Origin of the sequence: Streptomyces flavovariabilis (assembly GCF_000725785.1) — a bacterium.
GTDB lineage: Bacteria > Actinomycetota > Actinomycetes > Streptomycetales > Streptomycetaceae > Streptomyces > Streptomyces hawaiiensis.
This window is the reverse complement of record NZ_JNXD01000004.1, coordinates 186,266-198,103: the sequence shown is the minus strand read 5'-3', so window position 1 is coordinate 198,103 and position 11,838 is coordinate 186,266. Positions and strand designations below refer to the sequence as shown.

Annotated in this window: 11 protein-coding genes; 7 read left to right on the top strand and 4 right to left on the bottom strand. The window is 73.9% G+C overall.

Annotation, left to right across the window (positions count from 1 at the left end; translation table 11 throughout):
- Positions 1-180 precede the first annotated feature (180 nt).
- A complete protein-coding gene (locus IO24_RS0110075; RefSeq protein ID WP_234335232.1) occupies positions 181-702 on the top strand; it encodes a cysteine hydrolase family protein in 522 nt (173 codons plus the stop codon).
- Between the two features lie 45 nt (positions 703-747).
- Positions 748-1,632: a bifunctional helix-turn-helix transcriptional regulator/GNAT family N-acetyltransferase gene (locus IO24_RS0110070; RefSeq protein WP_031134134.1), complete on the top strand. Its 885-nt coding sequence runs from the start codon at positions 748-750 to the stop codon at positions 1,630-1,632.
- A gap of 19 nt (positions 1,633-1,651) precedes the next feature.
- Here IO24_RS0110070 and IO24_RS0110065 read toward each other — a convergent pair whose 3' ends face one another.
- Positions 1,652-3,019: a DUF1996 domain-containing protein gene (locus tag IO24_RS0110065; protein ID WP_045296285.1), complete on the bottom strand. Its 1,368-nt coding sequence runs from the start codon at positions 3,017-3,019 to the stop codon at positions 1,652-1,654.
- Positions 3,020-3,266: 247 nt separating this feature from the next.
- Here IO24_RS0110065 and IO24_RS0110060 point away from each other — a divergent pair, with 247 nt between their 5' ends.
- Positions 3,267-4,268, top strand: a complete 1,002-nt coding sequence (locus IO24_RS0110060) for an NAD-dependent epimerase/dehydratase family protein (protein WP_031134132.1) — start codon at positions 3,267-3,269, stop codon at positions 4,266-4,268.
- A 465-nt stretch (positions 4,269-4,733) separates the two neighbouring features.
- Here IO24_RS0110060 and IO24_RS0110055 read toward each other — a convergent pair whose 3' ends face one another.
- Both IO24_RS0110055 and IO24_RS0110050 read right to left on the bottom strand, forming a co-directional pair.
- Entirely contained in the window at positions 4,734-5,846 is a 1,113-nt protein-coding gene (locus IO24_RS0110055) for a sensor histidine kinase (RefSeq protein ID WP_031134130.1), read from the bottom strand.
- 2 nt (positions 5,847-5,848) lie between these two features.
- Positions 5,849-6,577, bottom strand: a complete 729-nt coding sequence (locus tag IO24_RS0110050) for a response regulator transcription factor (protein WP_031134128.1) — start codon at positions 6,575-6,577, stop codon at positions 5,849-5,851.
- Positions 6,578-6,699: 122 nt separating this feature from the next.
- On the opposite strand from IO24_RS0110050, the gene IO24_RS0110045 reads away from it, so the two are divergent.
- Genes IO24_RS0110045 through IO24_RS0110035 form a run of 3 tightly spaced genes read left to right on the top strand, consistent with a single transcriptional unit; the run spans position 6,700 to position 8,803 of the window.
- Positions 6,700-7,395: a glycosyltransferase family 2 protein gene (locus tag IO24_RS0110045; RefSeq protein ID WP_031134126.1), complete on the top strand. Its 696-nt coding sequence runs from the start codon at positions 6,700-6,702 to the stop codon at positions 7,393-7,395.
- Positions 7,392-8,045, top strand: a complete 654-nt coding sequence (locus IO24_RS0110040) for a TIGR04282 family arsenosugar biosynthesis glycosyltransferase (protein ID WP_031134124.1) — start codon at positions 7,392-7,394, stop codon at positions 8,043-8,045. Before IO24_RS0110045 ends, IO24_RS0110040 begins: the two co-directional genes overlap by 4 nt.
- Positions 8,042-8,803: a class I SAM-dependent methyltransferase gene (locus tag IO24_RS0110035; RefSeq protein ID WP_031134122.1), complete on the top strand. Its 762-nt coding sequence runs from the start codon at positions 8,042-8,044 to the stop codon at positions 8,801-8,803. Before IO24_RS0110040 ends, IO24_RS0110035 begins: the two co-directional genes overlap by 4 nt.
- A 313-nt stretch (positions 8,804-9,116) precedes the next feature.
- Here the strand turns inward: IO24_RS0110035 and IO24_RS0110025 are convergent, their stop codons facing one another.
- A complete protein-coding gene (locus IO24_RS0110025; RefSeq protein WP_037667673.1) occupies positions 9,117-10,358 on the bottom strand; it encodes a molybdopterin-dependent oxidoreductase in 1,242 nt (413 codons plus the stop codon).
- A 113-nt stretch (positions 10,359-10,471) separates the two neighbouring features.
- On the opposite strand from IO24_RS0110025, the gene IO24_RS0110020 reads away from it, so the two are divergent.
- Positions 10,472-11,830, top strand: a complete 1,359-nt coding sequence (locus tag IO24_RS0110020) for a hypothetical protein (protein ID WP_420823214.1) — start codon at positions 10,472-10,474, stop codon at positions 11,828-11,830.
- The last annotated feature ends 8 nt before the right edge of the window (positions 11,831-11,838 follow it).

Here is an 11,838-nt window from a genome sequence, read left to right as displayed (position 1 = left end):
CCTGAGCAGGTTGTTAGGCCCGCCGCGCCGCCGGGTACTCAGCAGTGCATTCCCGGAACCCGCACCACACGCTCCACTCGGGAGATCCGATGCTCCGGCTTCCACCCCGACCAGATCTCGCCGCATCCGATGACTGAACGAGGTGCAGATGCGACGCGGTCGGCGCTGATCGTGATCGACATGATCAACACGTACGACCACGAGGACGCCGAGCTCCTCGTGCCGTCCGTCGAACAGGTCGTGCCCGTGCTGGCGGAGGTGCTCGGCCGGGCCCGTCGGGCGGACGTTCCCGTGATCTACGTGAACGACAACTTCGGGCGGTGGCGCTCGCACCACGGAGAGCTGCTGGACGCGGCGCTGGCCCGGCCGCACGCCCATCTGATCGAGCCGATCCGGCCCGACGACCAGTCGCTCTTCGTCCTGAAGGCCCGCCATTCGGTCTTCTTCGAGACACCCCTGTCCTACCTCCTGGGGAGGCTGGACGTCGGGCACGTGGTACTGACCGGCCAGGTCACCGAGCAGTGCGTCCTCTACTCCGCTCTGGACGCGCACATCCGTCACCTGGGGGTGACGGTGCCGAGGGACGCCGTCGCCTCCATTCACCCCCATCTGGCGTCCGCCGCCCTGGAAATGATGGAGCGCAACATGGGCGCCCGGATCATCACGGCGAAGGAGACCGAGTTCGGGCCCCGGGAGGACTGAGGCCTGCCTTTACTCCCTCGCCATTACCTGACTAAGGTCAGAGAAATGGCGAAGGAGCAGGTAGAGCAGGTACGGCGCTTCAACCGGACGGTCGCCGAGCGGGTGGGGGTGCTGCACGACCACTATCTGGGCGGTGCGCGTCCCTACGGTCAGGCCCGGCTGCTCTGGCAGATCGGCGACGGCGGCACACACGACGTGCGCGGCGTGCGCGAGCGGCTCGGTCTCGACTCCGGCTACGTGAGCCGGCTGCTGCGGGCACTCGAGCGCGACGGTCTCGTCGCCGTCGCGCCCCACCCTCACGACCGGCGGGTACGCACCGTGCGGCTGACCGAGGCCGGCCGCCGGGAACGTGCTCAGCTCGACGACCGCAGCGACGCACTCGCCGCCTCGCTCCTCGCCCCGCTCGATGGCCGGCAGCGGGAACGGCTGACCGCCGCCATGGCCGAGGTGGAGCGACTGCTGACCGCTTCGATGGTCTCCCTGGAAGAGCTCGACCCCGATCACCCGGACGCCACGCACTGCCTGCGGTCCTACGCCGCCGAGCTGCGGGAACTCTTCGACGGCGGCTTCGACCCCGCGAACAGCCTGCTGCCCGACCCGGGCGAACTGCGTGCACCGCGCGGGCTGTTCCTCGTCGCCCGGTTGCACGGCGAACCGGTGGGCTGCGCCGGGCTCAAGCTGCCGGCCGGGGCCCCCGCGGAGATCAAGCGGCTGTGGGTCTCCCCCCGGACCAGAGGGCTCGGTCTGGCCCGGCGCCTGCTGTCCGAACTCGAGACACGCGCCGTCCGGCACGGCAGCGACCGGGTGCGGCTCGACACCAACAAGGCCCTCGAAGCGGCCGTGCGTCTCTACCGCGACAGCGGGTACACCGAGGTCCCCGCCTTCAACGACGAGCCCTACGCGCACCACTGGTTCGAGAAATGGCTGTGAGACCGCGGGCTCATCGGGCTCAGCCGCAGCGGCGGCCGGAGTTGATGCAGCGGACGGCCTGCTTCATCAGCCGCTCGGGCATCGCGTTGATGAAGTCGCCGTGGTCGGTGACGGGCTTGTGCAGCGACTCGGGGAAGCTGTCCACGGCGTAGCCGGTGCTGCCGGCAAGACCGCCGTAGGTGAGGCGCTGGACCAGCTGCGGAACCGCTTTGAACCCGGCCGGGCACCTGCCCCGGGCGTCGGCGAAGGCGACATGGCTGCGGTGGTTGGCGCTGTCGGTGTTCCGGCCGTCCCAGCAGCTCTGGAACCGTTCAGTGCGGACCACCTCGCTGCCGGCCGGGCAGATCGGGTACTTGTCCTTGAGCTGGACGCGGTTCTCGAAGCCGGTGCAGGACCAGGCCGCGTTGGCGTTGGCGCCGCCGTTCGCGTTGGCCTTGGCGTCACCGGTGATGATGCGCAGGAAGCGCGGCATGGCGACCACCTTGGCGGTGGGGCTGCCGACGAAGGTGAGGCTCACGGACGTAGGGGTGAGGATCTTGCCGATGTTCCCCTCGGCCCCACCGCCGGGACGGCCCGCGTCCGCCTCCTCGACTCCGCCGCGGTCACGCAGCACCGGCCAGTAGTAGGTCGACCGGTCGCCGTTGGTGCAGGTGGTGGCGGCCGCGGCGAGGGTGTCGTCGGTGGTGAAGGCGTCGACGCCGATGGCGCCGACGTAGTCGTGGGTGTGGTGGGCGCCGTTGCCCACCCCCGGGGCGACGATCACGTTGTCGGAGTTGTGCCGGCCCTCCGCGTTGACACCGCAGCGGGTCTTGAAGGCGCCCTTGGAGGCGTTGCGGTCGTTGCGCGGTCGAGCCGGCACGTTGGGGCTCACCTTGGTGATGTCCACGAAGTCCTCGGGCACCGGGCCGTTGCCGGCAGCCGGAGACGGGCTCGCTCCCTGCCCCTGCCCGGCACCGTTCAGTGTGCATGCGGCCAGGCTGCTCAGCCCCTGCGGCCTGGGTGCGCCGGTGCGGCTGATCGCGATGGCGATGCGGTCGAGGGTGGCGGTCCGCTTACCCTCGAGGGGGCCGAGAACGGCGTTCCGCGCGAAGTCCGGACCGCCCTGACCGCGCGTGGCGGCCAGCCGGTTGCCGGCCTCGGTGATCTGCGACTCCAGCAGTCGCAGATTGCGGTCGACCTCCGCACGCGCCCGATCGGGTACGTCCGGCAGCCGGCCGGCCACGGAGGGGCAGGAGAGCGGCGAGGCCGCGCGGGTGGTGGCGCGGGGGGCGTCGGTGGCGTTGGCCTGCATGTTGACCAACGCGAGTCCGACACCGCCCGCTGCCAGCCCGGCGACGAGGACGATCGCGTTGCGACGCTTTCGGTTCCGCCTGTGTCCCTGGTTCATGGTGGCCTTTCCGTTCATGTGTCAGGTGTGACCACCGTGGCCGCTGGGACGAAGGTCGACCACCGGTTCCGACCGGGCGTCACCGTCGCGTAAGAACTGGCCTCTCCCCCGCATCGACGGCCGGGCCCCGAAACCGGTGCCGCGAGCGGATCGGCTCCGCGGTGACGCCACCCGCACCGTCTTACGAAGTCATGACGTACGGCCGCGCTCCGTGGGACGACGCCGGTGGGCGCCCTAGCGTGCCCGTATGCGCGTACTGGTCACCGGCGGTGCCGGGTTCATCGGCTCCCATGTGGTCGCCGCCCTGCGGGAGCGGGGGCACGAGGCGATCGTGTTCGACGTGCGGGAGGATCCCGCGGCCGACGTGCGGGACCCCGCGGCGGTGGGCCGTGCCCTGGCCGGTGTGGACGCCGTGTGCCACCAGGCCGCGATGGTCGGGCTCGGCGACGGGGTCGCCGACGCGGCGGACTACGTCTCGCACAACGACCTGGGGACGGCCGTGCTGCTCGCGGCCATGGCGGAGGCGGGCGTACGGACCCTCGTGCTCGCCGGGTCGATGGTCGTCTACGGGGAGGGACGGTACGCGTGTGCGCGGCACGGGGTGGTGAGGCCCGGGCCGCGGGCCGTGGCCGCGCTCGACGCGGGCCGGTTCGAGCCCCCGTGCCCGGTGTGCGGGGAGGACCTCTCCCCCGGCCTGGTCGGCGAGGACGCCCCGGCCGATCCGCGGAACGTGTACGCGTCGACCAAGCTGGCCCAGGAGCATCTGGCCGCCGCCTGGGCCCGCTGCACCGGCGGGTCGGCGGTGTCGCTGCGTTACCACAACGTGTACGGGCCCGGTATGCCCCGGGACACCCCCTACGCCGGTGTCGCCTCCTTCTTCCGCTCGGCCCTCGCCCGGGGCGAGGCCCCGCGGGTGTTCGAGGACGGGCGGCAGCGCAGGGACTTCGTGCACGTCCGGGACGTGGCGGCGGCGAACGCCGTGGCCCTGGAGGCGGAGGCCGCCCCGGGCGCGCTCACCGCGTACAACACCGGCAGCGGTGACCCGCACACCGTCGGCGGGATGGCGCGGGCGCTGGCCGCCGCGTACGGCGGGCCCGGACCGGTCGTCACGGGGGAGTACCGGCTCGGGGACGTACGGCACATCACCGCGGACTCCTCGCGGCTGCGGGCGGAGCTGGGGTGGAAGCCGGAGGTCGGCTTCGAGGAGGGCGTGACGGAGTTCGCGCGGGCGGGAATGCGGGGCGCGTAGACGGCCGGCCCGGGTGAGTACCCGTGGCGCCCGTGGCGCCGTCGCCGCCGGCCGCGGCCGAGACCACGCGGCGAGGAACAGCGGCGCGGCGGCGGCCGTCGCGCGGGCCCCCGGCCACCTGCCGAGCCCGCCGCGTCCGCGGGAGCGGACCGAACGCCCCGCCTGCCCGCGGGTCACGCGGCTCGACGAGCGGACCGGGGTGGCGGCGCGGAGGCGAGGTGCCCACGGTCGCGCTCGCGACGCGGTTCCCGCGTCCATGACGCCGGTCCGCCGATCAGGGCCAGGCCGGAATGGCCGGCGCGGGAGCCAGGTCCTCGCGGCACTGCTCCCGCCCTGCGGGTACCAGCCCACCGGTCGAGCCGAGCCACCGTCACCGATGCCGACGCCGACGCGAAAGCACGTGCCCACGGGCACCGGTCCGCCGATCACCGCCGGGGGCTCGGCGCGGAGCCTGCCCGGGTAGGTTCAAGAAGCGGCGGCGGGCAGTACCACCTCGAAGCGGCAGCCCCCGGGGATGTTGCGTACGCCGGCCCGGCCCTGGTGGGCCTCCACGATGCCGCGCACGATGGCGAGGCCCAGGCCGGCGCCCGCCGGGGGTGTGCGGGCGTGCGTGCCGCGCCAGCCGGTGTCGAAGACGCGCGGCAGGTCCTCCTCGGGGATGCCGCCGCAGCCGTCCGTCACCGACAGGACGACGCCCTCGGGGGAACGCTCGGCGGCGATCGCGACCGTGCCGTCGGCCGGGGTCCGGCGGATCGCGTTGACCAGCAGGTTGCCCAGCACCCGGCTCATCTCCTTGCCGTCCACCTCCACCGGAACCGGCTCGATACGGCCGCCCACCAGCCGCACCCCGTACTCGCGGGCGAGGGGGTCGACGCCGGCGAGGGCGTCGCCGACCAGGTCGTACAGGGAGATCCGGGTGGGGGTCAGGGCCAGGGCTCCGGCGTGGATGCGGGAGAGCTCGAAGAGGTCGCCGACCATGTCGTTGAGGCGTTCGACCTCGGTCCGCATCTGTTTGAGATAGCGGTTCGGGTCGGCGGCGACGCCGTCCTCCAGGGCCTCCGACATGGCGCGCAGACCGGCCAGCGGGGTCCGCAGGTCGTGCGAGATCCAGGCGACGAGTTCACGGCGGGAGGCCTCCAGGGCGCGTTCCCGCTCCCGGGACTCGGCGAGTCTGGCGCTGGTGGCCGCCAGCTCGCGGCTCACCGCGGCGAGTTCGGCGGTGGCGGGCCCGCCGGGTGCGGCGAAGTCCCCGCCGTCGCCGAAGGAGCGCGCGGCCACGGCGAGTTCCCGGCTGCGGGCGACGACCCAGCGGCCGAGCAGCAGGGCGGTGGCCAGGGAGACGACGGCCGCCATGGCGACGACGGTGGTGACGACGGTCAGGTCGTGCGGCGACAGGAACATCGCCCAGGCGACGGCGAGCGTGCCCGCGAGCATCGCGACGACGCCGACCGCCGCCACCACCGCGAGCGAGACGGTCAGCGAACGGCGGCGGATCAGGCGCAGTACACCTGCTCCGGCCAGCCCCGTCACGGCGGCACCGGCGAAGGCGTACAGGGCGATCAGGAGGTTGTCGCGCACGGTCAGTCGTCCCCTTCGCCGGGCTCGAAGCGGTAACCCACGCCCCAGACGGTCTGGATCAGGCGGGGCCGGGCCGGGTCGTCCTCGACCTTGCCCCGCAGGCGGCGGACGTGGACCGTGACGGTCGACAGGTCGCCGAAGTCCCATCCCCAGACCTCACGCATCAGGTCCTCGCGGCCGAACGCCCGCCCCGGATGCCGCAGGAAGAAGGAGAGCAGGTCGAACTCCCTCAGGGTGAGGGCGAGTTCGGTGCCGTTCTTGGTGGCCCGGCGGGCCGCCGGTTCGACGGTCAGACCGGCCGCCGCCAGCAGGTCCCCCGTGGTGGCGGGGCGGCTGCGGCGCAGGACCGACTCGACGCGCAGGACGAGTTCGCGGGGGCTGAAGGGCTTGGTGACGTAGTCGTCGGCGCCGACCTCCAGGCCCAGGATGCGGTCGTCCTCGTCGCCGCGGGCCGTGAGCATGATGACGGGCACGGGGCCGTGGCCGCGGATCCGCCGGCACACCTCCAGACCGTCCATGCCGGGCAGCATCAGGTCGAGCACGACGAGGTCCGGCCGGCGCGCGGCGGCGCGGGCGAGGGCGGTCGGCCCGTCGTCGGCGCGGTCGACGGCGTACCCGGCGCGGTCCAGATATCCGGCGACGACCTCGGCGACGGTCGGATCGTCGTCGACGACCAGGATCCTGGGGGACCCGCCCGCGGTCCCGAGGGGCTCGTACGGCTGCTGCTGCATGTCTCCAGCCTGGCATCGCGCCGCCGTCAACGGGGGTCCGGGCACCCTCCCGGCTTCCGACGTCCGCGTTTCGTAAGAAGCGATGGTCCGGTATGCCTGATTCGCGTTCGTAGGGTGAAACCGTGACGACGACACCTTCGGACGTCGACGTGGTGCTGCCCTGCCTGAACGAGGCCGAGGCCCTTCCCTGGGTGCTCGAACGGATTCCGCCGGGCTGGCGCGCACTCGTCGTCGACAACGGTTCCACGGATGGCTCGGCTCACGTCGCCCGCGCGTGGGGCGCGACCGTGGTGCACGAGCCACGGCGGGGCTTCGGCGCGGCCTGCCACGCCGGGCTGACGGCCGCCACCGCCGGCGTGGTGTGCTTCTGCGACTGCGACGCCTCCCTCGACCCGGCGCTCCTGGTCCCCTTCGTGCGCGAGGTGCGTGACGGCAGGGCCGACCTGGTGCTCGGGCGGCGGCGTCCGCAGGGGCGCGGCGCGTGGCCGCCGCATGCCCGGGCCGGCAATCTCGCGCTCGCGCGCATGCTGCGCCGCCGCACCGGGCTGCGCCTGCACGACCTCGGTCCGCTGCGTGCCGCCCGCCGGGAGCCGCTGCTCGGCCTCGGCCTCAGCGACCGGCGCAGCGGCTATCCGCTCCAGATGGTCGTCCGTGCGGCCGACGCCGGGTGGCGGATCGCCGAGCACGACGTGCCGTACCTGCCGCGCACCGGGGCCTCGAAGGTGACGGGCACCTGGCGCGGAACCTGGCAGGCCGTACGGGACATGAGCCGCGTGCTGGCCGAAACGCCGGCGCCTGAGAGGGGAACCCTCCGTTGACCACGCTCCTCGTCATCGCCAAGGAGCCGCGCCCGGGGCGGGTGAAGACGCGGCTCACACCGCCGTTCACGCCCGGGCAGGCAGCCGGACTGGCCGAAGCCGCCCTCGCGGACACGCTGCACGCCGTGGCCGCCACGCCCGCCGCCCGGCGTGTGCTCGTGCTCGACGGTGCACCCGGCCCCTGGCTGCCGCCCGGTTTCGAAGTCGTGGCGCAGTGCGCGGGCGGTCTGGACGAACGGCTGGCGGAGGCCTTCGCGCGCTGCTCCGGCCCGGCCCTGCTCATCGGCATGGACACCCCGCAGGTGACCCCGGAGCTGCTCACCGTGGACTTCGCCGACGGCGACGCCTGGTTCGGCCCGGCGGAGGACGGCGGTTTCTGGGCCCTCGGCCTGGCATGTCCGGACCCCGCCCTGCTGCGGGGCGTACCCATGTCGACGCCGGTGACGGGTGCCGTGCAGCGGGAGCGGCTGGTCGCGGCGGGACTGCGCGTGCGCGACCTGCCGCGGCTGCGCGACGTCGACACCGCCGCCGACGCCCACGCGGTCGCCGCACTGGCCCCGCGAGGGCGCTTCGCCGCGCGGCTGGCCCGGTGCCCGGCGGCCGGGGGGCCTGTCACCGGGCCGGTCGCGCGCCCGGCCGGTCCCCGATGAGCGCCCCACCCGCCAGCGCCCTGGCCTGGGCCGCCGCCGACCCCTACGACGCCGCCCTGCGCGCCGGCCGCGGCCCCCTGTTCCTGCGGCGCGCCGACGGCTGGCTGCTGCCGCTGGAGGTGGAGCGCTGGTGCGCCCGGGCCGACCCGGTCGACCGGGATGTGCTGGACCGGTGTGAGGGGTCCGTGCTGGACGTGGGGTGCGGGCCGGGGCGGCTGGTGGCGGAGCTTGCCTCCACGGGGCGGCCCGCCCTCGGGATCGACGTCAGCGAGGCCGCGGTGGAGCACACCGTGCGGCTCGGGGGCCAGGCGCTGCGGCGGTCGGTCTTCGAGCCGCTGCCGGGCGAGGGCCGCTGGGACACCGTGCTGCTCATGGACGGCAACATCGGCATCGGCGGTGATCCGCGCGCCCTGCTGGAGCGGGTCGCCGGGCTCCTGCGGCCGGACGGTCTGCTGATCGCCGAGACCGCACCCGCGGACGTCGACGAACGCGTGCGCGTCCACATCACCGACGCGCACGCCGCCACCGGCGACCCCTTCCCCTGGGCGCGGCTCGGCACCCGCGCGCTGCTCGGGTACGCGCAGGGCTGCTGGGAGCGGGACGGTCAGTGGACGGCCGGCGGACGGCGCTTCGCCGCCCTGCGCAGCCGCAGCAGCCGCACCACCAGCAGCAGCGCCGAGCCTCCGAAGAGGACCGCGGTGATCAGCAGCCAGCGTGCCAGGAACACGTCGGCAGGCAGGCCGGTGGCGGACCGGTAGCGCTCCTCCACCATGCCGCTGATCAGCGGGAACCATACGAGGAGCAGCAGCCCGGAGAGGGCTGCCGGCACGCGTGCGTACGGCACCCACTCCCGGCGGTGGGCCGCGTCGAGCCCCCGCACCACCGCCCGGTCCGCCGCCGCGTACAGCGGCAGCAGCACGAGGTCGTGCAGCAGCGCCGAGCCCACGACCCACAGCGCCACGCCGAACCAGTCACCGGCGAGCAGGCGCACTCCCGCGTAGGTTGCGAGGGCGAACGAGCAGGACAGCAGCAGGAGTTGCAGGGGGCTGCCGATGACGAGGCGTCCTCGCATCACAGGTCTCCGAACGTCATCCGGGCCACCCACTTGGTGTTCAGCACACCGGGCGCCGCGGGCACGATGATCCGCGCCGGGTAGCCGTGGTCGGGGGACAGCTCCTCGCCGTTGACGTACAGGGCGAGGAGGGACCGCGGGTCGGCCACCTGGTTGGCGCGCAGGGCGGCCTTCCGGAAGGCGCCGCGGGGCTGGAGGGACTCGACGAACAGGTCCGGCGGGTCGTCCTCGTACCCGACGAGGGCCGCGAGGTCGTGCAGCCGCACCCCGCGCCACCACTGGTCCGGCGTGGACCAGCCCTCCACGCAGGCGATGGGCAACGCCGCGCTGGACAAGGGCAGTTCGGCGAGCCGGGCGCGGCTGAGGCGGACCGTGCCCGTGCGCCCCGTCACGACGAGCCGCCATCTGTCCCCGGCCGTTTCCGCCGTGTCGATCCCGGCGTACGCGGCGGTCTTGTTGATCTGGAAGCCGTTCGGGCCGCTGCCGGGTTCGGCGCCGCCGTGCGGGGCGAGGAGGGCGGTGCGCCGCAGCGGGCCGCCGAAGTTCTGCCCCACGGTCGTGGCGAACAGCAGCAGCGAACCGCCCCCGACGAGCCACAGGGCGCCCCGCCGGGAGACGGTCGGCTCGGCGGGACGCGGGGACACCAGGTCGTTCCTCTCCTCCCGCAGCTGCCGCAGATTGCGCAGTGCCGTGGGCGTCTTCAGCAGTGCGTGGGCCACGAAGGCGGCGAAGAACACCCAGGCGCCGTAGAAGTGCAGGGGGTAGAACGAGCCCGGGAAGACGTAGTCGAGCTGGACGTTGAGGACGCCGGTCACGAACTCGAACAGGCCGCCGCCCACGAGCAGGAGCAGCGAGATCCGCTCCAGGGCGTGGGCGAGCGAGCGGGCCGGCGGCAGGGTGAACAGTCTCGGCACGACGGACCACAGCTTGGCGAGCAGGACGGGGACGAGGGTGATGCCGAGGGTGACGTGGACGCCCTGGTTCAGCCGGTACAGCCAGTGCGGATTCGTCGGCCAGGCGAACAGGTAGAAGCCGAGGATCCCCTTGTCCGGGGTCTTGTCGTTCACCGGCGACAGGTCCGGGTTGTAGGCGGCGTACGAGAGGAGTCCCGTCACGAACAGCACCGTGATGCCGGCGAGCAGGACGAGCCCCAGCACCGAGGTGAACCGGGGGCCGCGCAGGGGGCTGCGCCAGAAGCCGGGGGACGTGGGGAGCCGCGGATCGCGTGGGTCGTCTCGCATGAGCCGACGGTAGGCCGGGGCAGCCCCGTGAAAGGGTGCACGACCCATGACGAAACGCTGACATCGGGCCCGGCCGGCGGCCGGTGACCGGCCGCGCGGCCTAGCGTGCCGGTGTGATCCGCACCCCGCCCTTCGCCCCACCGTCCCGAGGCCTGCGCCGCGACCTGTACGCCGCCGGGGCCGCCGTACTGCTCGTGGCGGCGTCCGTGCTGGTCGGCCGCCACATCGAGGGCACCAGCCGGACGCTGTTCGTGGACTGGCCCCCGCTGCTGGCGTCCTGGGGACCGCATCTGGGCCCCGGCACCCCGGCCGCCGTCCTGGTGGCGATCGCCACCGTCACCCACGGCCCCGCGCTGGCGGCCCGTCTCCCCTGGCGTGCCCTGCTCCCGGCCGCCTGGGGCACCGCCACGGCATGGATCTTCTCCCTCGCCCTGGCCGACGGCTGGCACCGGGGAATCGCGCGCAGGCTCACCACCCGCTACGAGTACCTCCAGGTCATCGACCGTTTCCACGACATCCCGGCAGCGCTGCGGGACTTCACCCAGCACATCCTGCTCGACTCCCCCGACAACTGGCCCGCTCACATCGCCGGGCACCCGCCCGCCGCCACCCTCACCTTCGTGCTGCTCGACCGGATCGGGTTGCGGGGCGGGGGCTGGGCGGGGATGTGGTGCATCACCGTCGGGGCGACCGCCTGCGTGGCCGTGCTGGTCGCGATCCGCGCCCTGGCCGACGAGGCACTCGCCCGCCGGGCGGCCCCGTTCCTGGTCCTGGCCCCGGCGGCCGTGTGGATGGGCACCTCGGCGGACGCGTACTTCGCGGCGGTGGCGGCGTGGGCGGTGGCCCTGCTGGCTCTGGCGGTCACCCGCAGATCCCCTGGCTGGGCGGCCGCGTCCGGGCTGCTGCTCGGCCTGACCTGCTACGTGTCGTACGGCCTCACGCTCGTCGCGCTGATCGCGGCGGCGGTGCTGGTGCTGGGCCGCCACGGGGTCCGGGAGCGCCCGGCCCTGCTGGCGCCGCTGCTCGCCGGACTGGCCGTGGTCCCCACGGTGTTCACGCTCGCGGGCTTCGACTGGTGGGAGGCCTACCGCCTGCTGGTCACGCGCTACGGCCAGGGTGCGGGCGGCATCCGTCCCTACGGCTACTGGGTATGGGCCAATCTGGCCTGCACGGTGCTCATCACGGGACTGGCGACGGCGGCGGGACTGCGGCGGACGGGCGCCGTGCTGCTCGGGCGCCGCACCGGGCCCCGGGCCGGCGTCCGCCTCGCGTTCCTCGTGTCCGCCGCGCTCCTCGCGCTGCTGGTCGCCGACCTGTCCGGCATGAGCAAGGCCGAGACGGAACGCATCTGGCTCCCCTTCGCCCTGTGGCTGCTCCCGGCATGCGCGTTCCTCACGCGCCCTCGCTTCTGGCTCACCGCCCAGGCGCTGCTCGCCCTGCTCGTCAACCATCTGCTGCTCACCGGGTGGTGACCGCTGCC

Coding starts and splice junctions, on each gene's coding strand:
- IO24_RS0110025 (WP_037667673.1), bottom strand. CDS start 10,358: ATGCGAGACGACCCACGCGATCCGCGGCTCCCCACGTCCCCCGGCTTC.
- IO24_RS0110075 (WP_234335232.1), top strand. CDS start 181: ATGATCAACACGTACGACCACGAGGACGCCGAGCTCCTCGTGCCGTCC.
- IO24_RS0110065 (WP_045296285.1), bottom strand. CDS start 3,019: ATGAACCAGGGACACAGGCGGAACCGAAAGCGTCGCAACGCGATCGTC.
- IO24_RS0110035 (WP_031134122.1), top strand. CDS start 8,042: ATGAGCGCCCCACCCGCCAGCGCCCTGGCCTGGGCCGCCGCCGACCCC.
- IO24_RS0110050 (WP_031134128.1), bottom strand. CDS start 6,577: ATGCAGCAGCAGCCGTACGAGCCCCTCGGGACCGCGGGCGGGTCCCCC.
- IO24_RS0110070 (WP_031134134.1), top strand. CDS start 748: ATGGCGAAGGAGCAGGTAGAGCAGGTACGGCGCTTCAACCGGACGGTC.
- IO24_RS0110060 (WP_031134132.1), top strand. CDS start 3,267: ATGCGCGTACTGGTCACCGGCGGTGCCGGGTTCATCGGCTCCCATGTG.